At 66.2% G+C, this 25,499-nt stretch carries 24 protein-coding genes and 1 tRNA gene; 13 read left to right on the forward strand and 12 right to left on the reverse strand.

From position 1 onward, the window contains the following. Window positions 1-120 precede the first annotated feature (120 nt). The 4 genes from QX121_RS25615 to QX121_RS25630 all read right to left on the reverse strand — a co-directional run bounded on the left by QX121_RS25615 (window position 121) and on the right by QX121_RS25630 (window position 4,325). A complete protein-coding gene (locus tag QX121_RS25615) occupies window positions 121-702 on the reverse strand; it encodes a thiamine pyrophosphate-dependent enzyme (RefSeq protein ID WP_315786021.1) in 582 nt (193 codons plus the stop codon). Then, a complete protein-coding gene (locus tag QX121_RS25620) occupies window positions 702-1,247 on the reverse strand; it encodes a thiamine pyrophosphate-binding protein (RefSeq protein WP_315786024.1) in 546 nt (181 codons plus the stop codon). Before QX121_RS25620 ends, QX121_RS25615 begins: the two co-directional genes overlap by 1 nt. 288 nt (window positions 1,248-1,535) lie before the next feature. Further along, a complete protein-coding gene (locus tag QX121_RS25625; protein ID WP_315775359.1) occupies window positions 1,536-2,807 on the reverse strand; it encodes a cytochrome P450 in 1,272 nt (423 codons plus the stop codon). 222 nt (window positions 2,808-3,029) lie between these two features. Next, the gene (locus QX121_RS25630) at window positions 3,030-4,325 is read right to left on the reverse strand and encodes a cytochrome P450 (RefSeq protein WP_315786026.1); all 1,296 of its coding nucleotides are present in this window, start codon (window positions 4,323-4,325) and stop codon (window positions 3,030-3,032) included. 218 nt (window positions 4,326-4,543) lie between these two features. Between QX121_RS25630 and QX121_RS25635 the strand changes: the two genes are divergently transcribed. The 3 genes from QX121_RS25635 to QX121_RS25645 all read left to right on the forward strand — a co-directional run bounded on the left by QX121_RS25635 (window position 4,544) and on the right by QX121_RS25645 (window position 8,178). Continuing rightward, a complete protein-coding gene (locus QX121_RS25635) occupies window positions 4,544-5,716 on the forward strand; it encodes an isovaleryl-CoA dehydrogenase (protein WP_315734243.1) in 1,173 nt (390 codons plus the stop codon). Between the two features lie 208 nt (window positions 5,717-5,924). After that, the gene (locus QX121_RS25640; RefSeq protein ID WP_315786064.1) at window positions 5,925-7,058 is read left to right on the forward strand and encodes a DUF898 family protein; all 1,134 of its coding nucleotides are present in this window, start codon (window positions 5,925-5,927) and stop codon (window positions 7,056-7,058) included. Further along, complete coding sequence (locus tag QX121_RS25645; RefSeq protein WP_315786028.1) at window positions 7,033-8,178, forward strand: M48 family metallopeptidase; 1,146 nt, start codon at window positions 7,033-7,035, stop codon at window positions 8,176-8,178. Before QX121_RS25640 ends, QX121_RS25645 begins: the two co-directional genes overlap by 26 nt. Before the next feature lie 212 nt (window positions 8,179-8,390). On the opposite strand, the gene QX121_RS25650 is transcribed toward QX121_RS25645, so the two are convergent. Both QX121_RS25650 and QX121_RS25655 read right to left on the reverse strand, forming a co-directional pair. Next, complete coding sequence (locus QX121_RS25650; RefSeq protein WP_315786067.1) at window positions 8,391-9,131, reverse strand: DUF2927 domain-containing protein; 741 nt, start codon at window positions 9,129-9,131, stop codon at window positions 8,391-8,393. A 122-nt stretch (window positions 9,132-9,253) separates the two neighbouring features. Beyond that, window positions 9,254-9,826 carry a L,D-transpeptidase gene (locus QX121_RS25655; RefSeq protein WP_315775356.1) on the reverse strand — a complete coding sequence of 191 codons (573 nt, stop codon included), beginning with the start codon at window positions 9,824-9,826 and terminating at the stop codon, window positions 9,254-9,256. A gap of 278 nt (window positions 9,827-10,104) precedes the next feature. Here QX121_RS25655 and QX121_RS25660 point away from each other — a divergent pair, with 278 nt between their 5' ends. Further along, window positions 10,105-11,652: an acetolactate synthase large subunit gene (locus QX121_RS25660; protein WP_315796968.1), complete on the forward strand. Its 1,548-nt coding sequence runs from the start codon at window positions 10,105-10,107 to the stop codon at window positions 11,650-11,652. 130 nt (window positions 11,653-11,782) lie between these two features. Continuing rightward, window positions 11,783-12,298 carry a hypothetical protein gene (locus QX121_RS25665; RefSeq protein WP_315734235.1) on the forward strand — a complete coding sequence of 172 codons (516 nt, stop codon included), beginning with the start codon at window positions 11,783-11,785 and terminating at the stop codon, window positions 12,296-12,298. Window positions 12,299-12,416: 118 nt separating this feature from the next. On the opposite strand, the gene QX121_RS25670 is transcribed toward QX121_RS25665, so the two are convergent. After that, window positions 12,417-12,617: a hypothetical protein gene (locus tag QX121_RS25670; protein ID WP_315775354.1), complete on the reverse strand. Its 201-nt coding sequence runs from the start codon at window positions 12,615-12,617 to the stop codon at window positions 12,417-12,419. Window positions 12,618-12,935: 318 nt separating this feature from the next. Here QX121_RS25670 and QX121_RS25675 point away from each other — a divergent pair, with 318 nt between their 5' ends. Next, window positions 12,936-13,253 (forward strand): hypothetical protein, encoded by a 318-nt coding sequence (locus QX121_RS25675; protein WP_315775353.1) that lies wholly within the window; start codon window positions 12,936-12,938, stop codon window positions 13,251-13,253. A 130-nt stretch (window positions 13,254-13,383) separates the two neighbouring features. On the opposite strand, the gene QX121_RS25680 is transcribed toward QX121_RS25675, so the two are convergent. The 3 genes from QX121_RS25680 to QX121_RS25690 all read right to left on the reverse strand — a co-directional run bounded on the left by QX121_RS25680 (window position 13,384) and on the right by QX121_RS25690 (window position 15,767). Continuing rightward, window positions 13,384-13,458, reverse strand: a tRNA-Val gene (locus tag QX121_RS25680). A gap of 242 nt (window positions 13,459-13,700) precedes the next feature. Further along, window positions 13,701-14,990: a hypothetical protein gene (locus tag QX121_RS25685; RefSeq protein WP_315775352.1), complete on the reverse strand. Its 1,290-nt coding sequence runs from the start codon at window positions 14,988-14,990 to the stop codon at window positions 13,701-13,703. 132 nt (window positions 14,991-15,122) lie between these two features. Continuing rightward, a complete protein-coding gene (locus tag QX121_RS25690; RefSeq protein WP_315734113.1) occupies window positions 15,123-15,767 on the reverse strand; it encodes a DUF1134 domain-containing protein in 645 nt (214 codons plus the stop codon). Between the two features lie 119 nt (window positions 15,768-15,886). On the opposite strand from QX121_RS25690, the gene QX121_RS25695 reads away from it, so the two are divergent. After that, a complete protein-coding gene (locus QX121_RS25695) occupies window positions 15,887-16,396 on the forward strand; it encodes a YHS domain-containing (seleno)protein (RefSeq protein WP_315775351.1) in 510 nt (169 codons plus the stop codon). A gap of 14 nt (window positions 16,397-16,410) precedes the next feature. Here QX121_RS25695 and cysQ read toward each other — a convergent pair whose 3' ends face one another. Next, a complete protein-coding gene (cysQ, locus tag QX121_RS25700) occupies window positions 16,411-17,244 on the reverse strand; it encodes a 3'(2'),5'-bisphosphate nucleotidase CysQ (protein ID WP_315757408.1) in 834 nt (277 codons plus the stop codon). 236 nt (window positions 17,245-17,480) lie between these two features. Between cysQ and chpT the strand changes: the two genes are divergently transcribed. The 6 genes from chpT to QX121_RS25730 all read left to right on the forward strand — a co-directional run bounded on the left by chpT (window position 17,481) and on the right by QX121_RS25730 (window position 24,243). After that, the gene (gene chpT, locus QX121_RS25705) at window positions 17,481-18,143 is read left to right on the forward strand and encodes a histidine phosphotransferase ChpT (protein WP_315734106.1); all 663 of its coding nucleotides are present in this window, start codon (window positions 17,481-17,483) and stop codon (window positions 18,141-18,143) included. Between the two features lie 242 nt (window positions 18,144-18,385). Further along, window positions 18,386-21,181 carry a hybrid sensor histidine kinase/response regulator gene (locus QX121_RS25710; RefSeq protein ID WP_315775350.1) on the forward strand — a complete coding sequence of 932 codons (2,796 nt, stop codon included), beginning with the start codon at window positions 18,386-18,388 and terminating at the stop codon, window positions 21,179-21,181. A 26-nt stretch (window positions 21,182-21,207) separates the two neighbouring features. Then, window positions 21,208-21,678 carry a chemotaxis protein CheW gene (locus QX121_RS25715; RefSeq protein WP_172114528.1) on the forward strand — a complete coding sequence of 157 codons (471 nt, stop codon included), beginning with the start codon at window positions 21,208-21,210 and terminating at the stop codon, window positions 21,676-21,678. 68 nt (window positions 21,679-21,746) lie between these two features. Then, complete coding sequence (locus tag QX121_RS25720) at window positions 21,747-22,112, forward strand: PleD family two-component system response regulator (protein WP_006613312.1); 366 nt, start codon at window positions 21,747-21,749, stop codon at window positions 22,110-22,112. A 74-nt stretch (window positions 22,113-22,186) separates the two neighbouring features. Continuing rightward, the gene (locus QX121_RS25725) at window positions 22,187-23,377 is read left to right on the forward strand and encodes a chemotaxis response regulator protein-glutamate methylesterase (protein WP_315813353.1); all 1,191 of its coding nucleotides are present in this window, start codon (window positions 22,187-22,189) and stop codon (window positions 23,375-23,377) included. Then, on the forward strand, window positions 23,374-24,243 hold the full coding sequence (locus QX121_RS25730) for a protein-glutamate O-methyltransferase CheR (protein ID WP_315757406.1): 870 nt from the start codon (window positions 23,374-23,376) through the stop codon (window positions 24,241-24,243). Before QX121_RS25725 ends, QX121_RS25730 begins: the two co-directional genes overlap by 4 nt. Before the next feature lie 140 nt (window positions 24,244-24,383). On the opposite strand, the gene QX121_RS25735 is transcribed toward QX121_RS25730, so the two are convergent. Further along, complete coding sequence (locus QX121_RS25735) at window positions 24,384-25,469, reverse strand: DUF2252 family protein (protein ID WP_315813354.1); 1,086 nt, start codon at window positions 25,467-25,469, stop codon at window positions 24,384-24,386. Window positions 25,470-25,499 lie beyond the last annotated feature (30 nt).

The following is a 25,499-nucleotide window of genomic DNA, read 5'->3' on the forward strand; positions in this document are numbered from 1 at the left end:
CTATGCTTGTTCGTCATAGCCTATGACGAAGCATGCCAGCCTTGGCAAGCAGGGAATGACCACGCCGCGCGCGTCCGGCCCCGCCACAGCGGCATGGCGCGCCCGCGCCGCGATGGCGTTCTAGCTGACGGGAAATCCGAGATGGCCGCGAAAGCGGTTCTTCAGGAAAACGCCGTCGCGCGGCGGCAACGCGCGGTCGACATGATCGGTCGAGATCGTCACGCGGGCGAAATGCGGACCCTGCCGATCGCGCAGCTTCGGCCGGAAGGCGTCGAGTGCGGCACGCGTTTCGATCGTGCTCACCGAGGGAAAGCCGGCGCCCGCGGCAATCAGCTCCAGCTTCGCGCCGAGCCCGGAATGACTCATCTGCATCCCGGTCTCGCCGAAATGGGCGTTGTCGAGCACGACGATCGAGAGGTTCTTCGGCTGCTTCGCCGCCGAGGTCGCGAGGCTGCCGAGCCCCATCAGTTGCTCGCCATCGCCGGTGATCACGACGACCGGCCGCGACGGCTGCGCCAGCGCAAGGCCAAGGCCGATCATGACGGCGCCGCCCATTGCGCCCCAGAGATAGAAGTTCGCCGGATGATCGCCGGCGGCGAACACGTCGTAGGAAGACGAGCCGAGACCGCTGACGACCAGCAGGTCGCCGCGGTCAGCGAGCAGGGCCGTCACCGCGGCGCGACGATCGAGCGGTGCGCTCATCACTTGCTCTCCGTCCATTTCTTGGCGCCGATCATGCGCTGGGAGATCAGCACCGCGATCGGCTGGTCGCTGTCGAACGCGAGCCTCGCTGCAGCGGCCGCCATCTCGCCGGCGTCCTCGGGACGCCCGAGCCGGAACACCGTGACGCCCATGATCTCGAAAGCCGCCTGCGTCGCTTTGCCCATCGGCACCTGCCACGGATTGAACTCGGCCCATTCGCCGCGCATGGTCACGAAGCTGAGGAACGGGAAGCGGCAGCTCGCCAGCAGCGACAGCATGTTGACGCAATTGCCGACGCCGCTCGACTGCATCAGGAGCACTGCGCGCTGGCCGCCGAGCCAGGCGCCGGCGGAGAGCGCGATACCTTCCTCCTCGGTGGTGAGGACCGTGGTGGCGATCGCGGGATCGTCATGGGCGAGGCTGATCAGGCGGGAATGGCCGGCATCGGGGACGTAGCAGAGCTGCCGGACGTCAGCCGCCTTCAGTGCCTGGTAGATGGCGAGCGGCCAGTCGGGGCTGGGGCTTGGTGTATCGGAAGCGGCCATGGCGTCCTGTGGTTCGTGTGCACCCGTGGTGCAGCGGATGATTTAGCCAGAAACGACCGTCGAAGCCCATTGAATCCCGGTGGACCCAGCCATGCCGTTATAGGCAGCTAAGGCCCCACGGTTCGAGACGCGCCGCAAGCGGCGCTCCTCACCATGAGGGTCTGGAGCCTCGCTCATCCAGGCGGGCCTTCACCCTCATGGTGAGGAGCCGCGTAGCGGCGTCTCGAACCATGAGGCCCGAATTCGGTCGACTGAACGAGTGTCCATTTGGAAGAGGTCGACTGGAGCTCACCCGGGAATCCGCACCGGCAGGCTCTCGTAGCCGCGCACGAAGCTGGAATAGACCCGCTTCGGCTCGCCCACGACCTCGATACGGTCGAAGCGCTTGAGGATCTCCTGCCAGACGATGCGCAGCTGCAGCTCGGCGAGCCGCATGCCGACGCAGCGATGGATGCCGAAGCCGAATGACAAATGGATGCGCGGCCGCTTGCGGTCGATGATGAAGGCGTCCGGATTCTCGATCACCTCCCCGTCGCGGTTGCCCGAGACGTACCACATCACGACGCGGTCGCCCTTCTTGATCGTCTTCCCGCCGAGCTCGGTATCGACCAGCGCGGTGCGGCGCATGTGGGCGAGCGGCGTCTGCCAGCGGATCACCTCAGGCACCATGGTCTCGATCAGCGCCGGATTGTCGCGCAGCTTCTGATACTCGGCCGGGTTCTCGTTCAGCGCCAGCACCGATGCCGTCATGGTGTTGCGCGTGGTGTCGTTGCCGCCGACGATGAGCAGGATCAGGTTGCCCATCAGATTGTCCGGCGTCATGTGCCGCGTCGCCTCGCTATGCGCCATCATCGAGATCAGGTCGCGGCCAGGCTCGGCCTGGCGCGCCTTCCACATCCGGCCGAAGGTCTCGGCGCATTCGCCGAGCTCGCGGCGGCGCTCCTCCTCCGACGAGACGATGCCGCTTTTGGGCAGCGCGGTCGAGACGTCGGACCAGCGCGTCAGCTTGCGGCGTTCCTCGAACGGGAAATCGAACAGGGTCGCCAGCATCTGCGTGGTCAGCTCGATCGAGACCTTCTCGACCCAGTTGAAGGTCTCGTTGCGCGGCAGCGAATCCAGCACCTTGGCCGAGCGCTCGCGGATCAGCACCGCCATCTGGTCGAGATGGTCGGGCGTGAACATCGGCGACACCGTCTTGCGCTGCTCGCCATGAACAGGCTCGTCCATCGCGATGAAGCTCGGCCATTCGTATCCGGGCGGCACGTCTCGGATCATGATCCCGCCATTGCTGACGTCCGAGGAGAAGATCGCGTGGTTGGTGTCGACATGCATGATGTCGTGATAGCGCGTCACCGACCAATAGGGCTCGATTGGCGCCTTGGTGCAGTAGTGCACCGGCGCCTCCTTGCGCAGCCGCTCGAACCACGGCCAGATCGTGTCGTTCTGGAACAGCCGTGGTGCGCCAGGATGGAAGTCCTCGATCGGGGTGGAATAGGCCTCGAGGCGCGCGTCGCGCAGCAGATCGGCCTTATCGGAGCGAAGCGCGGCCTGGGCGGTCATGGGGGGCGTCCTTTGCTAAACAGTCGCTCGACAATCGAGACAAGTCATAAGTCTGCTCGCCTGTCGTCGCGAGCAGGACGCGTAGGGTGGGCAAAGCGAAGCGTGCCCACCGCGTTTCGCGCCAATCGAAAGATGGTGGGCACAGCGTTCGCGCTATGCGCGACCGCCTTTGCCCACCCTACGGGACCGTTCGTGTCGGACCCGATTCGTCTTCAATACAACTTAAGCCGCAATCCTGACCGGCAATGCCTCATATCCCTTCACGAAGCTCGAATAGACCCGCTTTGGCTCCTCCATCACGTCGATATGATCGAATCGCTTCAGGATTTCCTCCCAGATGATCTTGAGTTGCAGTTCGGCCAATCGCAAGCCAACGCAGCGGTGGATGCCGAAGCCGAACGACAGATGCTGACGCGGTCTGATACGGTCGATGATGAAGTCGTAGGGGCGTTCGATGGCGGCCTCGTCGCGGTTGCCCGAGACATACCACATCACGACCTTGTCGCCTTTCTTGATCTGCTTGCCACGGAACTCGATGTCGAAAAGCGCTGTGCGGCGCATGTGGGCGAGCGGGGTCTGCCAGCGGATGACCTCGGGGACGAAGCTGTCGATCAGCGCGGGGTTATCCTTGAGCTTGCGGTACTGATCCGGGTTCTGGCTGAGCGCATAGATGCTGCCGGACATGGTGTTGCGCGTGGTGTCGTTGCCGCCGACAATCAGGAGCACGAGATTGCCGAGGAAGTTCTTCGGATCCATGTTCCGCGTCGCCTCGCTGTGGGCCATCATCGACAGCAGGTCGCTCTTCGGCGGCTGGTTGACGCGCTCCTGCCAGAGCCGCGCGAAATAGCGCGCGCAGTCCATCAGCTCGGCCTGCCTTTCATCCTCGGTCGCGACCAGCCCGTCCGGACCCGGGATGGTGGTCGCGATATCCGACCAGCGCGTCAGCTTGCGGCGGTCCTCCCAGGGGAAGTCGAACAGCACCGCCAGCATCTGCGTGGTCAGCTCGATCGAGACACGATCGACCCAGTCGAACACCTCGCCAACAGGCAGATTGTCCAGGCATTCGGCGGAGCGCTTGCGGATGTTGATCGCGAGCTCGTCGAGATGTGTCGGCGTGAACATCGGCGCCACGGTCTTGCGCTGCGCGGCATGGCGCGGCGGATCCATCGCGATGAAGCTCTCACGGCGCAGGTCGGGGTCGACGTCGCGAATGGTGATGCCGCCGAGCGCGGACGCCGAGGAGAACACCGCGTGGTTGGTCTCGATCTCCATGATGTCGTCGTAGCGGGTGATCGACCAGTAGGGGCCGAACATGGACTCCTTGCAGTAGTGCACCGGATCCTCGCGACGCAGCCGGTCGAAATAGGGCCAGTGCGTGTCGGTACGGAACAACTCCGGATGACCGGGGTCGAATTCGGCGAGCGGCAACGATGCGGCGCGACTGGCGGCCGCGTCGTTGACGCGCTCGCCTGCTGCGGCGTGTCGCTGTGCCTCGGCCGTCGTGGTGGTCCCGTGCATGGACGTCTCCCTGATGGCCGGATTCTAGCTGTCCGGCGATGTCGGGCGCGATTACATCCTGCCCGGGAGCGCGGGGCAAGCGCGGAGTTTGGGCCGCCGGGCCGGTCTTGCGTCGCAACGCTGGTATTTGTCCGGACGTCGGGCGTGACAAGCGCCACGTCACGGAATATGGCTTTGAGCGATTGTTGCAAAGCAGAAGACTAGCAGGAGGCCGCCCCATGATCGCCAACGCGCAGCGCATGTTCAATTTCGATCTCGGCGAGACTGCGGACGCAATCCGCGAGACGGTGGCGAGCTTTTCGCAGGAGCAGATCGCGCCGCGCGCCGCCGAGATCGACCGCTCCAACCAGTTTCCGCGCGACCTCTGGCCCCGCATCGGCGAGCTCGGCCTGCACGGCATCACCGTCGAGGAGGAGTATGGCGGGGCGGGTCTCGGCTATCTCGAGCACTGCATCGCCATGGAGGAGATCTCGCGCGCCTCGGCCTCGGTCGGCCTGTCCTACGGCGCCCACTCCAATCTCTGCGTCAACCAGATCCGCCGCAACGGCAACGAGGCGCAGAAGCGCAAATATCTGCCCAAGCTGATCTCGGGCGAGCATGTCGGGTCGCTGGCGATGTCCGAGCCGCAGGCCGGCTCCGACGTGGTGTCGATGAAGACGCGCGCCGACAAAAAGGGTGATCGCTTCGTCCTCAACGGCAACAAGATGTGGATCACCAACGGTCCGATCGCGGAAACGCTGGTGGTCTATGCCAAGACTGATCCGCAGGGCGGGCCGCGCGGCATCACTGCCTTCATCATCGAGAAGGGCATGAAGGGCTTCTCGACCGCGCAGAAGCTCGACAAGCTCGGAATGCGCGGCTCCGACACCTGCGAGCTGGTGTTCGAGGATTGCGAGGTGCCGGAGGAGAACGTGCTGGGGCAGGTCGGCCGCGGCGTCAACGTGCTGATGAGTGGCCTCGACTACGAGCGCGCGGTGCTCGCCGCAGGTCCGCTCGGCATCATGCAGGCCTGCATGGACGCTGTGCTGCCTTACGTGCATGAGCGCAAGCAGTTCGGCCAGCCGATCGGCACCTTCCAGCTCGTGCAGGGCAAGGTCGCCGACATGTACACGACGATGAACGCCGCGCGCGCCTATGTCTATGCGGTGGCCAAGGCCTGCGATCGCGGCGAGACCACGCGCGAGGACGCGGCGGGCGCGATTCTGTTCGCCGCCGAAAAGGCGACGCAATGTGCGCTCGATGCGATCCAGCTGCTCGGCGGCAACGGCTACATCAACGACTATGCGACCGGGCGGCTGCTGCGCGACGCCAAGCTCTACGAGATCGGCGCCGGCACCAGCGAGATCCGGCGCATGCTGATCGGGCGGGAATTGTTCGACAAGACGTCTTGAGGTGCCGACCAAGCGGTTGGCGCATGCGGGACATGCGTTCGCCAACCGGCCGGATGCAGATATTTTAGTCATCCTCGTCGAGGCCGGTGTTTTTTTCCGGCCGACTTGCGTAGAAAATACGTCGAACCTCGGAGTCGTCCCGGCGACGAACAATCGAGGTATATTGTAGATCTTTTGCGTGTGTCGGAGGCCCTGAGCCGTGAACCAGATGAGTTACGTTCCGGAGCAGCTGCCGCCGCTTCCGCCTCTCACCGCCACCTTCTCAGGTGCGCGTGGCGAGTTCTTCCGGCTGGTCAGCCGCGGGGCGGCCATCGAACTGATCACACTGGGCTTCTACCGGTTCTGGCTCGCGACCGACATCCGCCGGCATCTCTGGGTCAACACGGCTGTCGACGGTGATGCCGCAGAATATACCGGGCGCGGCAAGGAGCTCCTGATCGGCTTCCTGTTCGCGATGGCGATCCTGGTCCCGATCTATCTCGCCTATTTCCTCATCGGCGTCGAGGCCGAGCGCTACCAGGGCTTCGCCAGCGTGCCGCTGGTGATCGCCTTCTACGCCTTCGGCCAGTTCGCCATCTTCCGCGCGCGCCGCTACCGGCTGACGCGCACGGTCTGGCGCGGCATTCGGTTCTGGATGACGGGTTCGGGCTGGGCCTATGCCGGGCGCGCCATGCTGTGGACCTTGTTGACGGTGGTCACGCTCGGGCTGGCCTGGCCGTGGCGCGCCGCCGCGCTCGAGCGCTACAAGATGCGACATTCGCACTATGGCGATCTCAGCGGCGACTTCGAGGGACGCGGCTGGGAGTTCTTCAAGCGCGCCTGGTATCTGTGGGTCATCGCGCCGTTTGCGCTCGTGCTGTTTCCGTTGTTTCCGTTCGTCTATGCGCAGTTCAAAGCGATCGAGTGGCGCTGGTGGCTGTCGGGCATTCGCTTCGGCGGCGTGCGTCTGGAATCGGACCTGCCCGGCAATGCGTTCTATGGTCTCTATTGGAAGGTGATCGGCTGGTGGTTTCTGCTGTCGATCGCCTCCAGCGCCTATTTCGGCGGTGTCGCCGCGCTGATGCTCAGATTGCTGGGGCCGGGGAGTGACGGCCGGCCTCAGGCGCAGGCGCTGTCCGACAACGTGCCGATGCTGGTGCTGGTCGGATTGGGCTACATCGCCTGGATCCTGGCGCTCAACGTCGTGATGCGGCTCTATCTGGTGCGCGACATGTGGGCGACCGTGCTGCAGTCGGTTCAAGTGCATGGCATCGAGGCCATGGCCAATGTCGCCGCCAGGGGCGATCTGGCCAGCGCGCTCGGCGAAGGATTTGCCGATGGACTCGACGTCGCCGGATTCTGATCCCGGGCAGGTGGCCGCTGCTGCGCCGGCCGCCGCCACGCCGGTCGAGCCGGCCGCTCCGCTCGGCGGCCCTGCGGTCTATTTCGACGGCCTGTCCAACCGGCGGCAGACGGTCACGATCGGCTTCGCCAATCAGCTCGTGATGCGCAGCGCCGACAATTTCGTCTCCTGGCCCTATGCCGACATCCGCCGCGTCGACGGCCCGAGCGGCACGCTGCGCGTGAGCTGCCTGTCGGCATCGCCGCTGGCACGGCTGGAGATCCGCGACGCGGCGTTGTCGGCCGAGCTGATCGCGCGCTGCAGCCATATCGACCAGAACAGGATGACCCGCGGCGCCATCGCGCGCATCGTCGGCTGGTCGCTGGCCGCCGTCGCCTCGATCGTCGCCGTCGTGCTGGTGGTGATTCCGTTCGCATCCGATCGGCTGACGCCCCTGGTGCCGCCGACCATGGAGCGGCATCTCGGCGAGGCCGCCGTGGTGCAGATCCAGACCGTGTTCGGTGACAAGCTTTGCGGCGAGGCGGCCGGGCAGGCCGCGTTCGCCAAGCTGGTGTCGGCGCTGCGCCGCCCCGCCGGCCTCGACGACAGCATCGCGTCGCAGGTGCTGGATACGCCGATCCCCAACGCCTTCGCGTTGCCGGGCGGGCAATTCTTCCTGTTCAGGGGGCTGCTCGACAAGGCCAATGACCCCGACGAGGTCGCCGGTGTGCTGGCGCATGAGCTCGGCCACCTCAAGCACCGCGACAACCTGCGGCAGCTGATCCACAATGGCGGCAGCTCATTCCTGATCGGCCTGCTGTTCGGCGACGTCACCGGCGCGGGCGCGGCGATCTTCGCCTCGCGGGCCATGATCAATGCGTCCTATTCGCGCGAGGCGGAGGCGGCGGCGGACGGTTTCGCGATCGACGTGATGCACAAGCTCGGACGGCCGACGCGCCCGATGGGCGAATTGCTGTTTCGCATCACCGGCAAGGAGGACGGCAAGCGCCCGTCGCTGTGGGCCAGCCATCCGCTCAGCGAGGACCGTCTCGCCCGCATGCGCGCCGAGGACCGGCCGCCGAGCGGCCCGCCGCTGCTGAGTGCGGAGGAGTGGCGGGCGCTGAAGGGGATTTGCAAGTAGCCGCCGGCGATCCGGCGCCTCACGCACGGCTGGTCGGGACGATCGACCCTCTCTCATCCGTCATTGCGAGCGCAGCGAAGCAATCCAGAGGTCCGCGGCGGCAAGATTCTGGATTGCTTCGCTGCGCTCGCAATGACGGGGTGAGAATGGTGCGCGTCAGCTTCGATGCGGGGTGAGCGACGGTACTGCTGGTGAGATGGCAGCGCCGACACCTATTCCGCCAGATTGTTCGTCTTCCTCACCCAGGCGCGGACATCCGTCAGCACGTCCGGCAGCACGGCCTTGACCTCGGCGAGCGTCATGCCGGCCTTGACGCGCGGATCGTACAGCAGATTGAGGATGTACTGGTCGTAGACGTCGAAATAGCCCATCGAGACGTTGTCGTTGAACATGGTCCAGGGCACGCTCGAAGTGTCGTTGATCGGCCCGAGCGACTGCAGGAGCTCCTCATAGGCGCAGTCGAGAAAGACGAAATCGCCGTTGTCGACGGTGAGGATGACGTCGGAATGCTCGATCTCGAACGCCTCGTTCTTGCGGAAGCCGGACAGGCATTGCGGATCCAGCGAGGTCTTGATCTCGCGCGCGCGCTCGCTGCCATAGGATTGGCTGATGGTGTGGTAGAGATCGCGGTCGCGCACCAGCTTGACGCGGACATTGGCGTCGCCGTCGGTGTCGGTCATCGCAATGTCGAGGTTGCGGATGCGCGCGGCGATGTCGCTGACGACCTTGGCGAGCTGCGCCTTGCGATCGGCGCGGCGGCCATCGGCGAACACCCGCACCGGTGCGCTGTACTTCCGGATGCGGTCGACCCGGCCCGCCAGGTGATACTCGGCGCCGAACGCGGTCTTGAAGAAGCCGTCGGTGATCTCGGCGTCGGTGAAGCTCTTCTTCTCGATGCGCTGGCGGGCGGCGATCGCCGGAATTTCGGTGGTCGACGCCGGCAGCGGGACCATCGCGGTCACAAGCGCAGCCAGCGCGGCCGCCACCGCGCTCCGCAGGGGGCGCCAGGAGCACGGATGCTCGTGGCGAGGATGCGCGCTGTGACATTGCCTCATCGTCGTGGTCGAGTGCGGCTCTAGTTCTTGACGATCACGGTCGTGCCAACCGAGACGCGGTCGTAGAGGTCGGCGACGTCGTCATTGGTCATGCGGAAGCAGCCCGACGATACCGCCTGGCCGATCGTCTCGGGCTCGTTCGAGCCGTGGATTCGGTACAGCGTTGAACCGAGATACATTGCGCGCGCGCCGAGCGGGTTCTCGATGCCGCCGGCCATGTGGCGCGGCAGGTCGGGCCGGCGCCGCAGCATCTGCGACGGCGGGGTCCAGGCCGGCCATTCCTTCTTGGCGGTGATGCGGTGCACGCCGCTCCAGCGGAACCCGTCACGGCCGACGCCGATGCCGTAGCGCAGCGCCTGGCCGCCCGGCAGGACCAGATAGAGCCGGCGCTCACTGGTGCTCACGACGATGGTGCCTGGCGCATACTGGCTCTGGAACATCACGGTCTGGCGCGGAATCGGGCTGACACCGCTCTGATAGAAGTTCGGCCCGCCGCCGAAGAGGTCCCTGGTGTCGAACATTTCCGCCCGCGCCATCCCGGCGCTTGCCACCGACGCGACCGCAGCAATTCCCAAAGCCAAACAGCGCTTCATTTCCGTCCCCTGGCAAACATCAAATTCCGTTCGCAGACAGGCCATAAACGGTTGCACTACGCAACCCACGGCGGCGTGAGGCCGGTATGTGGCGACGGTCCGTGACCCAAATCCCACGGACAATCGCGCGCGTCCTGGACCAACATCCTGTTAGCCAAGCCCGCGCATGAGCACCGTGGCGATGGCAGCAATGCGGCCAGCCCCTTTGACGCCGCGGGCGAACAATGATTGATCTGCCCGGCATTGCAAATGGCGCGCGGAATCAGCAGGAGAAGATGATGAACGGTGCGGAAAGCCTGGTACGGACCCTGGTCGCAGGGGGCGTTGACGTCTGCTTTACCAATCCGGGCACCTCCGAAATGCACTTCGTCGCCGCGCTCGATCGGGTCGAGGGCATGCGCTGCGTGCTCGGCCTGTTCGAGGGCGTGGTGACCGGCGCCGCCGACGGCTATTTCCGCATGAAGGGCACGCCGGCCTCGACGCTTCTCCATCTCGGCCCCGGCCTCGCCAACGGCCTTGCCAATTTGCACAACGCCAAGAAGGCGCGCTCGGGCATCGTCAACATCGTCGGCCAGCACGCGACCTACCACATCGGCTTCAATGCGCCGCTGACCTCGGACATCGAGGGCCTGGCGCGGCCAATGTCCGACTGGGTGCGGACCTCGCCGAGCGCCAAGGCCGTGGCCGCCGACGGCGCCGCCGCGATCGCCGCCGCCAAGAGCGCGCCGCCGCAGATCGCCACCCTGATCCTGCCCGCCGACACCGCCTGGAACGAGGCCGACGGCATTGCCCAGGTTCCGGGAGAGGCGCAGCGCCCGAGCTATTCGGCTGACGCGGTCGAGAAGGCCGCGAAGATCCTGCACGCCCACGGCCCCGAGACGCTGGTGCTGATGACAGCGGGCGCATTGACCGAGCAGGCTCTGACCTTCGCCCAGCAGATCGCCGGCAAGACCGGCTGCCGCGTGATGGGCCAGACCTATCACCCGCGCATGGCGCGCGGCGCCGGACGGTTCTCGATCGACCGCATCCCCTACGTGATCGAGCAGGCGCTGCCGATCCTGAAGAACTACAAGCATATCGTGCTGGTCGAGGCCAACGACCCCGTCGCCTTCTTCGCCTATCCGAACAAGCCGAGCATGCTCAAGGCCGAGGGCACCGAGGTGCACCGCATGACCGCCTGGGGCGAGAACTCGGCCGCCGCCCTCGAGGCGCTCGCCGGCCATCTCGGCGCCAAGGCCGCCGACGTCAAGCCGCAGCCGCTCGCCGAGCTGATCAAGCCCACCGGCGGGCTGAACCATACCACCATCGCCCAGGCGATCGCCTATGCGATCCCCGAGAATGCGATCGTGGTCGACGAATCCATCACCACGGGCCGCGGCTTCTTCCCGCCGACGGCGGCCGCCAAGCCGCATGACTGGCTGCAGAACATGGGCGGCTCGATCGGCTTCTCGACCCCGGTCGCGACCGGCGCCGCGGTGGCCTGCCCGGACCGCAAGGTCATGTGCCTCGTGGGCGACGGCAGCGCGATGTACACGATCCAGTCGCTGTGGACCCAGGCGCGCGAGAACCTCAACGTCGTCACGGTGGTGTTCGCCAACAGGATCTATCAGATCCTGCGCGGCGAGTTCGACGGCGTCGGCGCCGGCGAGCCGGGCCAGCGCGCCCAGGACATGCTCAAGATCGACCGTCCGACGCTCGACTTCGTCGCCATGGCGAAGGGCATGGGCGTCCCCGGCCGCGCCGTCACCTCGGCTGACGAGTTCAATGCCGCGCTGGCCGAGGCCAATGCCGAATATGGCCCGCGCCTGATCGAAGTGCAGATGTAAATCCGCAACGCTGGCGGCCGCAAAACGGCCGCGGGCCGAGGGAAGGCGCATCGCCTCATTTATGGGGTTGGCGACTCACGCCGATCGCGTGTTGATGGTGAGGTGTCCTTCTCTCCTGTATCTGAACGGCATGCACAGTGAATTGAACCGGCTGATCTCTGCGCTGCAGGAGTTCTATGCGCGCGAGCGCTTCATCCTCGACCGTGATCTCGGCGAGCGCGCCTTGACGCATCGGCTGGCGGTGCATCTCGAACGCAACTTCCTGGGGTGGGACGTCGATTGCGATTACAATCGGCTCGGCGACCGCGCCATGCTGCTGCCGCGTGGCACCATCGTCTCGACCGACGATGAGCTGGGAAAATCGGTCTACCCGGACATCGTCGTGCACAAGCGTGCCGTGCCCGACAATCTGCTGGCGATCGAGGTCCGCAAGGCCGGCAACCACCAGCCGCTGGCGCATGACCGCCACAAGCTGATGGCGCTGACCGATCCGCATCTGTGGTTCGCCTATTGGATCGGCGTGCTGGTGATTCTCGACCGCCGCAGCGTGATCACGCCGGAGGTCTATGTCGGCGCCCGGATCGATCCGGGACTGTCGGCCTGGTTCGCGGGGCGATTGCAGCAGATGGGACTCGCCGCCGGCTGAGACATCTCGCAGAAGAGGTGCGCGATCGCGGTCGACGCGAATGAACAAGGGCCGCCCCGGAGAGGAGCGGCCCGATCTCGTCGCGCATGTGGAGCCTGCGGACAGGCGCGCCCACGCCCTACTTCGACATGGCGTCGCCGGACGACTTCTTCGCCGACTTCTTCTTCGTCTTGCTCATCTTCATGTCGTCGCCCCCGCCCATGGCGTCGCCGCTCTTCGCCGACTGGCCGGTGGTCGTCATCGGCTTCTCCGTGGACTGGGCAAGAGCGGCCGTCGAGACGAACGCGAGGGCGGCGGTGGCGATGATCAGTTTACGCATGCGGAAAACCTCCGAGGGTTGGAAACGCGCCGGACCATAGGCGAATTCGAGCGCGGCGTTCTGACGCAGGAATCAGGAAAACGTGAGAGCTCCGCCCCGCAAAAGCCGCCTTGCGCCGTCCCCGCGGAGGTAGCAGGTGCATTCTGTGACTGATGTGCTGGATGCAGGGCGCCCATGCGCGGACGAACGAGGTCAAAATGGCCGGGTGCGGCGATCCAATTGCCTCGATGCACATTCGATGCGTAGCCGCGGCCGTTGCTGCGACGTCGGCCTCTGGTCCAAATGGAATAGCTTCGGGCTTCATGGGGGGAGAACGGAATGTCGAACAACCTGAGCGCGGTCCGCTCTTCCGAGGAGATCGAGACGCTCGCGCGCGATGCAGTCGCCGACGCTCGGGCGGAGCGTCGCGAGCAGGCGTTGCAGAAGCTCGCGCCGTTGCGGAAGGCGCAGACCTGTCAGCGCGAAGCGGCCATGGTGCTGCTGTGGGTGGTCGATCATATCTGCCTGCCGCGGGACGTCGCGGCCGGGATTCTCATGGAGATCGCGCGATCTCACGACGAGGACGCCGACATTCTCGCCAGGGAAGCAGCTCGGACTACCGGTCGACATCGGCCGCTTCAGCCTGCCGGAATGTGAACTCGGCCAATGCAAGGTCAAGCTCGCCGAGCGTCCGCTGGCGGTGCCCCGATCGTCATCATGCGATGGCGGTATGGGCCCCAGATGGACGGTAGTAAACACGGAACTGACGCGCAAATTCAGAGGTCAATGGTGGGCGCACAAGGGATCGAACCTTGGACCTCTCCCGTGTGAAGGGAACGCTCTCCCGCTGAGCTATGCGCCCGGATCCTGGTGGCTGCCGGCCGTGGGGCCGTAAGAGGCAGCTGCCGAAGCAGTCCGTCGGAGCCCGCGATTTACGAAGCGCGGGCAGGGGGTGTCAAGGATTTGCGGCGCCGCTGGCGAGGAAAACTGCCGGGGTGCGGTGGCCCGTCCTCGATAGGGGCCGAAACCGGCCCTCTCGCGGGCCGGCCTCCATGCTGAAGCGAGGGGCAGATATCCGCCGCACTCGGCGCCGATCCGGCGGCCTCAGGCCCCGAGCTGCCGTGCTCGCGAGGCATGAGACTGCAGCGCGCGGATGCGGTCGGCCAGGGTGCCGCCTTGCGGACCGCCTGCGCCGGCTGCAGCGGCCGGAGCCGCGGCGACGCCATTGGCGTTGGCCGGCTTGGCGGGGGTCGGCTCGGCGGCCAGCATGGCTTCGATGGTCGAGTTCGGGCCCTCGATCTGCATTGCGAGCTTGGCCACTTCGGCGGCGATGTCGTTGATGCGCTCACGCAAGAGCGCGTTCTCCATCCGCTCCTGGGCCCAGGTGCTCTCGGCCTGCTGCTGGATCGCGTTCATCTCGCGCTGCAGCTTGGTGCGCTCGTCGCGGGCGGCCTGCAATTGCTCTTCGAGGGCGGCCTTCTCGGATTTGAGCCGCTCGAATGCGGCCGACTTGCCGCTGCCGAAGCCGGCCAGCTCCTCGCGCAGCTCCTTCAAGGCGCGGTCGGCGGCCACGTTGGCCTCGCGCAACTGGTTGTTCTCGAAATCACGTTCGGCAAGCAGCTTGCCCTGGGTCGACAGCCGGCTCTCGAGGTCGGCGACGCGGGTCGCCAGCATCTCGGCTTCCTTGACCTGGACGATCAGCTGGCGGTCGAGCTCGGTGACGCGCTGGCTGAGATTCTCGACCCGCGCGCGGGCGTCGTTGAGCGCCTTGGTCGCGGTGTCGGATTCGTCGCGCTCCAGCGCCAGCCGCGTCTGGGTCGCGGAGAATTCCTTCTCGGCGTCGGCCACGCGGCTGCGCAGCTCCTCGACCTGGGTCCTGACCGACACCAACTCGACCTGGCGGCTGTCCGCCAGCAGCGCCTTGTCGTTCAGCTCGGTGCTCAGCCGGACCAGCTCGGCCTGCTTCTCCTTCAGCGCCTGCTCGGCGGCGCGCAGCGCCTCGGTCTTGGCGGCGAACTCCTCTTCCGTGGCGCGGAGCTGGTCCTTGAGCGCCTTCTCGCGCGCCTCCAGCGCGAAGATCGCAGCGTTCTTCTCGCCGAGCTCGATCTTCATGCGGTTGATGGCGTCGGTCTTCTTGCCGAGGTCGGCGAGCTGGCCGGTGGCCTTGTTCTTGAGCGCGTCGACGCTCATCTCCAGCCGCCGCGCCGACATCGCGAACTCCGCGCGCAGCTGGTCCTTGTCGGCCTGGATCTCGGCCATCGACAGCGGCGTCGCCGCCTCGAGCCGGCGCGTCGTCAGCCGCACCGCACGATTGTGCACCAGCGGCACGATCATCAGCGCACAGAGCATGGCGATCAGAAAACCGATCGCAAAATACATGATCGGCTCGACCATGACGCACAACTCCCGGTCCAAAATGATTAACGGAATCACAATGCACGGCGGGCTGATTCAACGCCAGCCCAATGCCGTGTTAACCTTGATCCGTCGCGGGAGAACGTGTCCTAGCGGTACCAGCCGGCGACCTCAGAAAGGGTTCCAGGTCGCACTTGGGGTGAACTTGAGGTAGCCGACATTGGCGCCGAGCCGCAGGCCGATCCCGGATCGGATCGGCACCAGCACGATGTTGTTGGCGGTCAGCGCCGTCATGCCGAAGCCGCCGACGATATAGGCCGAGCCGTCGATGCCGACGAAGCGCTGATAGATCGCGCTGGTGGCCGGCAGGTTGTAGACCAGCGTCATGGTGCGGGCGCCGTCGCCGCCCCAGTCGAAGCCGAGCGAGGGGCCCTGCCAGTAGACGCGGAGGTCGCCGGCGTTCTTGGTGTAGAGCGTGCCCTCGCCGTAACGGAGACCGGCGACGAAAGCACCGGCGCCTTCCTCGCCCAGGATATAGCCGTTCGGCAGGCCCCATTGGCTGACGGCGCGCTCGATGACCGAGGCGAGGCCGCGCGAGACGTTGCCGAAGAAGCGGTGGCCGGCATTGACGAGCTCGTCCGGATTGAAGCTGTCCGGGCTCGGCGCAGGGCGCGGCGGCGGTGCGGGCTGCTGATACGGCTGCGCAGCCTGGTAGGGCGGCGCAGCAGGCGGGGGCGCCTGCTGCGCGGCGACCGACGCGGTCATGGCCAGCACGGCCGCTAGCGTGGCGGCGGCAAGGCGTGATGCGAAACTCATCGATGGAAATCCCCTGCTATCGGCTGCCCGAGCCTCGCCTTAACCTGACGCCAACCCCATCGGGCGATTGTCGAGCGAGGGGCGATGCCCCTGCGACTCCCATGTTATCGGCACCAACTATGACCGCACAACGGCAACAACCGAACCAGACCGGATCAAAGTCGCTGTTTCGCCCTGTAATTGCCGCTATCGCGCTCGCTGCGCTGCTGCTGCCGGTCGGCGCGCCGGCGGCCACGACGCAGCGCATCATCTCCGACCGCTTCAGCGGGCTGGCGATCGACGGCTTCGACCCTGTTTCCTATTTCGTGGATGGCAAGGCCCTGCTGGGACTGCCGGATTTCGAGGCGTCCCAGGGTGGGGTGGTCTGGCGGTTTCGCAACGAGGGCAATCGCGCCTCCTTCCTGGCCCATCCGAAGGTCTACGGCCCGCAATTCGGCGGCTACGACCCGACCGATGTGGCTCGCGGCGTGACGGTGGCCGGCAACCCGCGCTTCTTCGTCGTGGTCGAGGAACGGCTGTTCCTGTTCAACCGCGAGGAAAGCCGCGACGCCTTCGCGGCCGACCCGAGCCGCTATCTGCCGCGGGCGGAAGCTCGTTGGCCGGCGCTCGAGGAGGATCTGCCGCAGTAGGCGGCAGGGCTGTCTCAAATCCTCACCGCAGCCGGGTCGCCCCAGGCGATGAAGGACGGCACGATGAAGCCGTCGGGGCGCTCGCCATAGCGCAACGGCGCGCCGGTCTCGCTGGTGACGGTGCCGCCGGCGGCTGCGACCACGGCATGGCCTGCCGCCACGTCCCATTCCGAGGTCGGGCCGAGCCGCGGATAGATGTCGGCCAGACCTTCGGCGAGCCGGCCGAACTTCACGGCCGAGCCGAGCGGCAGGCGCACCGCGCCTGGACGGGCCGCAATGAAGGCTTCGGTGCGGGCATCGCCATGCGACCGGCTGACTGCGGCGACCCATGCCGCGCCCTGCGGCGGCATCGGCCGGGTGCGGATCGGCTCGGCGGCCGCCAAACCCGCCTCGGTGAACGACAGCCGCTCGGCGCCACGGCCGACCAGGCCGCGCCAGATCTGGCCGATGGCCGGCGCGCAGACGATGCCGAGCAGCGGGCTGCCGCCGGTGACCAGCGCCAGATTGACCGTGAACTCGCCGCGCCCGGCGACGAACTCCTTGGTGCCGTCGAGCGGATCGATCAGGAAGAAGCTGCCATTGAACGGTCCTGCGCTCGCCCCGACCCGCTCCTCCGACAGCGCGGGAATCGCGGGCGCCAGCCGTGCCAGCCCTTCGGCAATGACCCTGTCGGCGGCAAGATCGGCCTCGGTGACCGGCGAGCCGTCGGATTTGTCGGTGACAGCCATGGCGCGGCGGTTGACGGCGAGGATCGCGTAGGCCGCCTCGACGACGAGCTCCGTCAGGGGCGTCATCAGCGCGGCGGCGGCCTCGACCTCGACGGTTCCTGCAGTCGGTGCCGTCGTCATTGCGCGGTGCTCCTTCCGGCCGTTCCGTACGCAGCTTGCATCATCGTATCCTTGTTCTGGCGCCGGCGCATCCGGGTACGGCCGTTCGCACGTTCATTGAGCTGCGGCTGCCGGGAAAACCGCTACGTACTTTCCCGTGTCCCGCCCTCAGTCCGGTGGCGGTCCATGCTTTCGCAGTGTATCAAGCGTTAACGCAAGCATGATTCGCCCAGGTTCGCGGATTTCAGGAACATCGAATGTCCGGCACGTCCTCTCCCGAGATCGCCAATCCGATTCCCGCTCCCGATACGCTCGAACTTGCCGCTCTGCTCTGCTCGAAGGTCTGCCACGACCTGATTAGTCCGGTCGGCGCGATCGTCAATGGGCTCGAGGTGCTCGACGACAATCCGAAGCCGGAGGATCGCGACTTCGCGCTGGAGCTGATCCGCAAGAGCGCCAAGACGGCGTCTGCGCGGCTGCAGTTCTGCCGCCTCGCCTTTGGTGCGGCCGGCTCTGCGGGCGCGCAGATCGATCTCGGCGACGCCCAGACCATGGCGCGCGGCCACATCGAGGACGCCAAGACCTCGATCACCTGGAATCTGCCGCGGCTGCTGTTGCCCAAGAACCGGGTCAAGCTGCTGCTCAACATGATGGTGGTGGCGCAGCAGACGATCCCGCGCGGCGGCATGCTGACCGTCGACCCGATCGGCGACGGCGAGTCCATGAGCTTCCGCGTCGCTGCCACCGGGCTCAATGCCCGCCTGCCGCAGAACATCGTCAATCTGCTTGGCGGCGAATTGCAGTCGACCATCGATGCCCACGCGGTGCAGCCCTACTACACCCGTCTGCTCGCCGATGCCTGCGGCCTCAAGGTGACGCTCACCGCCGACGGCAACGCGATGGTCGTGCAGGCGGCCTGATCTGGCAGACGTCCTGCCGCGTCAGTCCTGCGACCTCGTGTCGTGGGACAGGCGCAACAATCCGTTCACCATGGTTAATCAAGCCTTGCCGATGGGTCCGAATTTGTCCGGATGCATCTTATCTCTTTGTTGAGTCCGTTCATTTGCGCTTACTCAACTAATATTAAACGCTTTGCACCGAAACTGGCCGCGGTTTGAAGGGCGCGTCATGTCGCGTTCCGTTGCGTGCGAAGGCCAGTTTCATGGATGACCTGTTGCGTGAGTTTCTGACGGAGACCAGCGAGAGCCTGGACACCGTCGATAATCAATTGGTGCGGTTCGAGCAGGAGCCGAACAACGCCAAGATCCTCGATAACATCTTCCGGCTGGTGCACACGATCAAGGGGACCTGCGGCTTCCTCGGCCTGCCGCGGCTCGAAGCGCTGGCGCATGCCGCCGAGACCCTGATGGGCAAGTTCCGCGACGGCATGCCGGTCACCGGCGAGGCCGTGACGCTGATCCTCACCACCATCGACCGCATCAAGGACATCCTCGGACAGCTCGAGGCCAACGAGGCCGAGCCCGAGGGCGAGGACCGCGATCTCATCAGCGAGCTCGAAGCCATGGTCGAGCGCGGCATGGCGGCAATGGCCGCGTCGGCGGAGCCGATCGCGATAGCCGGCGAGACCGCGCCACCGCTTGCGCCTGCAGCGCCGGCCGCGCCCGCGGTCACGCACGGCTCGCTGATCGACCAGACGCTGGAGCGTCCGCTGCGTCCGGGCGAAGTGTCGCTCGACGAGCTCGAGCGCGCCTTCCGCGAGACCGCGATCGAGTTGCCGCCCGCGCATGAGAAGGCGCCTGAGCCCAAAGCCGCTGCCCCGGCGCCGGTCGCCAAGGCCGGGCCTGCCAAGGCGGAAGCAGAGGCCAAGGCCGAGGCGCCGAAGAAGGCGGCGCGCGCCAAGGCCAATGCCGATGGCGAGGTGCACGAGAACGACAAGGTCGCCAACCAGTCGATCCGCGTCAACGTCGACACGCTCGAACATCTGATGACGATGGTCTCGGAGCTGGTGCTGACCCGCAACCAGCTGCTCGAGATCGCCCGCCGCAACGAGGACACTGAGTTCAAGGTGCCGCTGCAGCGGCTGTCCAACGTCACCGCCGAGCTGCAGGAGGGCGTCATGAAGACGCGCATGCAGCCGATCGGCAATGCCTGGCAGAAGCTGCCGCGCATCGTCCGCGACCTCGCCACCGAGCTCGGCAAGCAGATCGAGCTCGAGATGCACGGCGCCGACACCGAACTCGACCGCCAGGTGCTCGACCTGATCAAGGACCCGCTCACCCACATGGTGCGCAACTCCGCCGATCACGGCCTGGAGACGATGGCCGAGCGCGCCGCGGCCGGCAAGGCCGAGCAGGGCACCATCCGGCTGTCCGCCTATCATGAAGGCGGCCACATCATCATCTGCATCGCCGACAACGGCCGCGGCCTCAACACCGAGCGCATCAAGGCCAAGGCCTTGGCGAACGGCCTCGTCACCGAGGCCGAGCTCGAGAAGATGACGGAAGCGCAGATCCACAAGTTCATCTTCGAGCCGGGCTTCTCGACCGCGGCCGCCGTCACCTCGGTCTCGGGCCGCGGCGTCGGCATGGACGTGGTGCGCACCAACATCGACCAGATCGGCGGCACCATCGACATCAAGTCGGTGCTCGGCGAGGGCACCTCGGTCACCATCAAGATCCCGCTGACGCTCGCGATCGTCTCGGCGCTGATCGTCGAAGCCGGTGGCGACCGCTTCGCGATCCCGCAATTGTCGGTCGTCGAGCTGGTGCGCGCGCGCGCCAACTCCGAGCACCGCATCGAGCGCATCAAGGACACCGCGGTGCTGCGCTTGCGCAACAAGCTGCTGCCGCTGATGCATCTGAAGAAGCTCTTGAAGATCGACGACGGCTCGTCGACCGATCCGGAGAACGGCTTCATCGTGGTGACGCAGGTCGGCAACCAGACCTTCGGCATCGTGGTCGACTGCGTGTTCCACACCGAGGAAATCGTGGTCAAGCCGATGTCGACCAAGCTGCGTCACATCGACATGTTCTCGGGCAACACCATCCTGGGCGACGGCGCCGTGATCATGATCATCGATCCGAACGGCATTGCCAAGGCGCTCGGCGCCGCCGGCTCGGCCTCGCAGGCGGTATCCGACGAACACGCCGCGCATCACGCGATCGGTGGCGAGCAGCTCACCTCGCTGCTGGTGTTCCGCGCCGGCACGGCGCAGCCCAAGGCGGTGCCGCTGGCGCTGGTCACGCGCCTGGAGGAGATCGCGGCCGACAAGATCGAGATCTCCAACGGCCGCTACATGGTGCAGTACCGCGACCAGCTGATGCCCTTGGTGCAGATGGAAGGCGTGTCGGTGCAGACGTCGGGCTCGCAGCCGATCCTGGTGTTCGCCGACGAGACCCGGGCGATGGGCCTCGTGGTCGACGAGATCATCGACATCGTCGAGGAGCGGCTCAACATCCAGGTCTCCGGCGCCAAGGACGGCATCCTCGGCTCGGCGGTGATCAAGGGCCAGGCGACGGAAGTGATCGACGTCGGCCACTTCCTGCCGATGGCGTTCGCCGACTGGTTCATCCGCAAGGAGATGGCGACCGAGTCGCAGACGCAGTCGGTGCTCTTGGTCGACGACTCGCCGTTCTTCCGCAACATGCTGGCGCCGGTGTTGAAGTCGGCCGGCTACAAGGTGCGCACGGCGGCGTCGGCGATCGAGGGCCTCGCCACGCTGCGTTCCGGGCACAGCTTCGACATCGTCGTCACCGACATCGAGATGCCGGAGATGAACGGCTTCGAGTTCACCGAGGCGATCCGCGCCGACCAGAACCTGAACCAGATGCCGGTCATCGCGGTGTCGTCGCTGGTGTCGCCGGCGGCGATCGAGCGCGGCCGCCAGGCCGGGCTCTACGACTACATCGCCAAGTTCGACCGGCCCGGCCTGATCGCGGCGCTGAAGGAACAGATCGAGGAACGGGCGCGCGCCGAAGCCAACCGGCGGGCCGCGTGACAGCAAGCGGACAGGAGCAGCGTGCGATGAGCAGCAAGATCGAAACCACCGAAGGCGCCGCCGTCGAATACGTCACTGCGATGATCGGCGGCCAGCTGTTCGGCCTGCCCATCTCCCGGGTGCAGGACGTGTTCATGCCGGAGCGGGTGACGCGGGTGCCGCTGTCGTCGGCGGAGATCGCCGGCGTCCTCAACCTGCGCGGCCGCATCGTGACCGTCGTCGACATGCGGGCGCGGCTCGGCCTCGCCCGCGCCGAGGACGGCAAGCCGCCGATGGCGGTCGGCGTCGATCTGCGTGGCGAGTCCTATGGTCTCCTGATCGATCAGATCGGCGAGGTGCTGCGGCTGCCCGAGGAGAGCCGGGAGGAGAACCCGGTCAATCTCGACCCGCGCATGGCGAAGCTCGCCGGCGGCGTGCACCGCCTCGACGGTCAGCTGATGGTCATCCTCGATGTCGATCGCGTGCTCGAGCTCGCAGCAGACAAGATGGCGGCCTGAACACTGCAATTTGAGGGCGGCGGCGCATCAGGCGTCGTTGCATTGGATCCTGACCTCGTGAGGCTGATATGAGAACGTGTCTGGTAGTTGACGATTCCAGCGTCATTCGAAAGGTGGCGCGACGCATTCTGGAAGGTCTGGATTTCCAGATCGTGGAAGCGGAGGACGGCGAGCAGGCTCTGGAGATCTGCAAGCGGGGCCTTCCCGATGCGGTGTTGCTCGACTGGAACATGCCCGTCATGGACGGCTATGAGTTTCTCGGCAATCTCCGGCGCATGCCCGGTGGCGACGCGCCGAAGGTGGTGTTCTGCACGACCGAGAACGATGTCGCGCACATCGCGCGCGCGCTGCACGCCGGCGCCAACGAGTACATCATGAAGCCCTTCGACAAGGACATCGTGACCGCGAAGTTTCAGGAAGTCGGGCTGATCTGATCTCCGTTGCGTGCGGCGGTCCCGTGGTCGTCCGGGCTTGCCGTCACCCCGTGCCTCTGTCCTGTTGGTGAACTATGAGCGTCGCGTTGGCCAGTTCTTCGATCCCGAGTTCGATCAGGCAGGAACCTCTCCGGGTGATGGTCGTGGACGACTCCGTCGTCATCCGCGGCATGATCTCGCGTTGGATCGCGTCTGAGCCCGACATGGTCGTGGCGGCGTCGCTGCGCACCGGCCTGGAAGCCGTGAACCAGATCGATCGCGTCAATCCCGACGTCGCCGTGCTCGACATCGAGATGCCCGAGCTCGACGGCATTGCCGCCCTGCCGAAGCTGCTTGCCAAGAAGAAGAACCTCGCCGTCATCATGGCGTCGACGCTGACCCGCCGCAACGCGGAGATCAGCTTCAAGGCGTTGTCGCTCGGCGCGGCCGACTACATCCCGAAGCCCGAGAGCACGCGCGAGGCCTCGGCGGCCGACAATTTCCACTACGATTTGATTCAGAAGATCCGCAATCTTGGCGCCAAGGCGCGCCGCGCCGCTCCTGCTCCGCATGCGCCGGCCGCATCGCCGATCGTTCCGCAAGTCCAGGGGCTCCGGCCTGCGCTTGCATCGCGGTCGATTGTCGCCCCCGTGGCGCCCGCCGTGCCGACCCAGCTGGCGCGCCGCTCCTTCAGCACGCAGATGCCGAAGGTGCTGCTGATCGGATCGTCGACCGGCGGCCCGCAGGCGCTGATGTCGCTGGTGACCGAGCTCGGTCCCGTGATCGACCGCTTTCCGGTGCTGATCACCCAGCATATGCCGCCGACCTTCACCACCATCCTCGCCGAGCATCTGGCGCGCTCGAGTCGCCGACCGGCCCACGAGGCCGTCGACGGTGAGGTGGTGAAGCCGGGTCAGATCTACCTTGCCCCCGGCGGCCGCCACATGCGTGTGGCGCGCCATGGCGCCGATGTGGTGATCGCGCTCGACAACGGTCCTCCGATCAATTTCTGCAAGCCCGCCGTCGATCCCTTGTTCATGTCGGCGATCGAGGTCTGGCAGGGCTCGACCCTGGCCGTGATCCTGACGGGCATGGGTTCCGACGGCATGCGCGGCGGCAAGGACATCGTCGCCGCCGGTGGCAGCGTGATCGCGCAGGACGAGGCGACCAGCGTGGTCTGGGGCATGCCGGGCTCAGCCGCCAATGCCGGCATCTGCGCGGCCGTCCTTCCCTTGAACCAGATCGGACCGAAGCTGGTCCGTCTGTTTGCTGGAGACCGTTCGTGACACCCCTGGACTATGAGTTCTTGCGTAAGGTCCTGAAGGATCGCTCCGGCCTCGACCTGTCGGCCGACAAGCAGTACCTGGTCGAAAGCCGGTTGCTGCCGCTGGCCCGCCGCGCCAACCTGCCGGGCATCCCGGAGCTGGTGCAGAAGATCAGGAGCGGCGCGGAGCAGCTCACGACCCAGGTGGTCGAGGCGATGACCACCAACGAGACGTTCTTCTTCCGCGACAAGATTCCGTTCGATCATCTCCGTGAGGGCATCCTGCCGGCGCTGATCCAGTCGCGCGCCAATCGTCGTTCCCTGCGCATCTGGTCGGCCGCCTGCTCGACCGGACAGGAGCCGTATTCGATCGCGATGTGCCTGCGCGAATTCGGTCCCGCTCTGGCGGGCTGGCGCATCGAGATCATTGCCACCGACCTGTCGCAGGAGGTGCTGGAGAAATCGAAGGCCGGCCTCTATAGCCAGTTCGAGGTGCAGCGTGGATTGCCGATCCAGCTGCTGGTGAAATATTTCACGCAGCTCGGCGAGCTCTGGCAGCTCAGCGCCGACATCCGCGGCATGGTCCAGCATCGCCAGCTCAATCTGCTGCAGGACTTCTCGCATCTCGGCAAGTTCGATGTCATCTTCTGCCGCAACGTGCTGATCTATTTCGACCAGGAGACCAAGGCCTCGATCTTCGAGCGGATGGCCAAGGTGATGGAGCCGGACGGCACGCTGTTGCTGGGAGCCGCCGAATCGGTCGTCGGCATCACCGACGCGTTCAGGCCCAACCAGGAGCGGCGGGGTCTGTACCAGATCAATCCGGTGCGCAGTCCGCGCGGTGGCGCTGCGCTGCTGCCCGGCCTCAAGGTGGTCGCGGCTCGCTGACGTTTGCGCTGGGCGCGGAGACATCGTCGGAACCGCCGGCGTCGGCCGCGCGGCCGGACTGACCGGTGCGTGGTGAAGGTCGCGCTCCGGTCGGTGCTTCCTCGTCCTCGCCGTATCGGCCCTCACGTCGAGCGCTGAACTCAGGCCCGTCGGCACCACACGTCGTAGTCCCTCTCCGTCGCCTCGCGTGCGGCGCGGGAAGCTCTGCGCAGCCAGCCCGAACCGCGTTTCCTGAGATCCGCCGCGATGGTGCTGCTGACGCGACCGTCAGCCGCATGGACGGAGGCGAGCTCCGCGCCCATGCCGCGCAGAAGGACGAGCTTGAGGTCGGCGCCGGCCTCCTTGCCGAGGTCGATCTTGCGCGCATCGGCCGACAATCGCCGAACGACGTAGTCCCCCTCGTCGGTCCGGTAAACGCGGAGGAATGGATCGGGCGCGCGATGGGCTCCATTCGAGAGTTCAATGAACCTGTGCTGAGGCGCCGGCTTCCGTTGCGGCTTGTCCTTCGCCCAGGTCCAGGCCGAAGGGACCAACGCCTTCGCTTCGCGCACGACACGGCCGCCGCGCCATGTTGCGACGACGACGAAGCGTGGACGTCCCAGGCTGCCGCCGCCCGCGGCGCGGCGGAAGAATCTCGGCGTCTCGCCTGTCCCGGGAAGGCTGCCGAGGAGCAACTTATGGACGGCGGAAGGAATTGCATCCGCCGGCGCCAATCCGTCGATCTCGTCCCAGAATTTTCGCCGGCACTGATCCGAGCATTTGACGTAGGAGCGGATCCACATCTCATGGTCGTCGAGCAGCGCCGGCCCTGGCCTTTGAAGTCCGTGGCGATAGCCTTCCAGGATCGCGTCTGCCGCATCGCGGTTGCCGATCTCCATTTTCGGCGCGAGCTCGACGCTGGTCGTGAGTCGGACCAGATCGAGGACGTAGGGCATCACCGCGGCCTCGTCGAAATCATTGACGCCCCACACCCAGCGCCCGTCGGCGTCGCGCCACGTGCCGAAATTCTCCAGATGGATGTCGCCGACGCAGAGCGCAGCTGGTGCGTCGGTGAGCTCGGGGCTGGTCTCGGCGATGCGCCGCGCCCAGCGGTAGTACGTCGCCCGCAGGAAGATGAAGGGGCTCTTTCGCATCCGCTCGTGCTTGGTGAGGAGGTCGTCCTCGACCACTGCGCATTGGCTGCGAAGCCAGGCCTCGTAGGCCGCGGTATCTTCGATGATGGACACGCGATGCCTCCGGATGTGCCGGGCCCGAGC

Origin of the sequence: Bradyrhizobium sp. SZCCHNR2028 (genome assembly GCF_032380995.1) — a bacterium.
Lineage (GTDB): Bacteria > Pseudomonadota > Alphaproteobacteria > Rhizobiales > Xanthobacteraceae > Bradyrhizobium.

What these genes read in the sequence shown, in the direction of transcription:
- QX121_RS25715 (WP_172114528.1), top strand. Translation starts at nt 21,208, where the DNA reads ATGAGCAGCAAGATCGAAACCACCGAAGGCGCCGCCGTCGAATACGTC.
- QX121_RS25685 (WP_315775352.1), bottom strand. Translation starts at nt 14,990, where the DNA reads ATGGTCGAGCCGATCATGTATTTTGCGATCGGTTTTCTGATCGCCATG.
- QX121_RS25660 (WP_315796968.1), top strand. Translation starts at nt 10,105, where the DNA reads ATGAACGGTGCGGAAAGCCTGGTACGGACCCTGGTCGCAGGGGGCGTT.
- QX121_RS25630 (WP_315786026.1), bottom strand. Translation starts at nt 4,325, where the DNA reads ATGCACGGGACCACCACGACGGCCGAGGCACAGCGACACGCCGCAGCA.
- QX121_RS25655 (WP_315775356.1), bottom strand. Translation starts at nt 9,826, where the DNA reads ATGAAGCGCTGTTTGGCTTTGGGAATTGCTGCGGTCGCGTCGGTGGCA.
- QX121_RS25720 (WP_006613312.1), top strand. Translation starts at nt 21,747, where the DNA reads ATGAGAACGTGTCTGGTAGTTGACGATTCCAGCGTCATTCGAAAGGTG.
- cysQ (WP_315757408.1), bottom strand. Translation starts at nt 17,244, where the DNA reads ATGACGACGGCACCGACTGCAGGAACCGTCGAGGTCGAGGCCGCCGCC.
- chpT (WP_315734106.1), top strand. Translation starts at nt 17,481, where the DNA reads ATGTCCGGCACGTCCTCTCCCGAGATCGCCAATCCGATTCCCGCTCCC.
- QX121_RS25670 (WP_315775354.1), bottom strand. Translation starts at nt 12,617, where the DNA reads ATGCGTAAACTGATCATCGCCACCGCCGCCCTCGCGTTCGTCTCGACG.
- QX121_RS25690 (WP_315734113.1), bottom strand. Translation starts at nt 15,767, where the DNA reads ATGAGTTTCGCATCACGCCTTGCCGCCGCCACGCTAGCGGCCGTGCTG.
- QX121_RS25675 (WP_315775353.1), top strand. Translation starts at nt 12,936, where the DNA reads ATGTCGAACAACCTGAGCGCGGTCCGCTCTTCCGAGGAGATCGAGACG.
- QX121_RS25665 (WP_315734235.1), top strand. Translation starts at nt 11,783, where the DNA reads ATGCACAGTGAATTGAACCGGCTGATCTCTGCGCTGCAGGAGTTCTAT.
- QX121_RS25635 (WP_315734243.1), top strand. Translation starts at nt 4,544, where the DNA reads ATGATCGCCAACGCGCAGCGCATGTTCAATTTCGATCTCGGCGAGACT.
- QX121_RS25725 (WP_315813353.1), top strand. Translation starts at nt 22,187, where the DNA reads ATGAGCGTCGCGTTGGCCAGTTCTTCGATCCCGAGTTCGATCAGGCAG.
- QX121_RS25710 (WP_315775350.1), top strand. Translation starts at nt 18,386, where the DNA reads ATGGATGACCTGTTGCGTGAGTTTCTGACGGAGACCAGCGAGAGCCTG.
- QX121_RS25645 (WP_315786028.1), top strand. Translation starts at nt 7,033, where the DNA reads ATGGACTCGACGTCGCCGGATTCTGATCCCGGGCAGGTGGCCGCTGCT.
- QX121_RS25640 (WP_315786064.1), top strand. Translation starts at nt 5,925, where the DNA reads ATGAGTTACGTTCCGGAGCAGCTGCCGCCGCTTCCGCCTCTCACCGCC.
- QX121_RS25620 (WP_315786024.1), bottom strand. Translation starts at nt 1,247, where the DNA reads ATGGCCGCTTCCGATACACCAAGCCCCAGCCCCGACTGGCCGCTCGCC.
- QX121_RS25650 (WP_315786067.1), bottom strand. Translation starts at nt 9,131, where the DNA reads ATGGTCCCGCTGCCGGCGTCGACCACCGAAATTCCGGCGATCGCCGCC.
- QX121_RS25625 (WP_315775359.1), bottom strand. Translation starts at nt 2,807, where the DNA reads ATGACCGCCCAGGCCGCGCTTCGCTCCGATAAGGCCGATCTGCTGCGC.
- QX121_RS25695 (WP_315775351.1), top strand. Translation starts at nt 15,887, where the DNA reads ATGACCGCACAACGGCAACAACCGAACCAGACCGGATCAAAGTCGCTG.
- QX121_RS25615 (WP_315786021.1), bottom strand. Translation starts at nt 702, where the DNA reads ATGAGCGCACCGCTCGATCGTCGCGCCGCGGTGACGGCCCTGCTCGCT.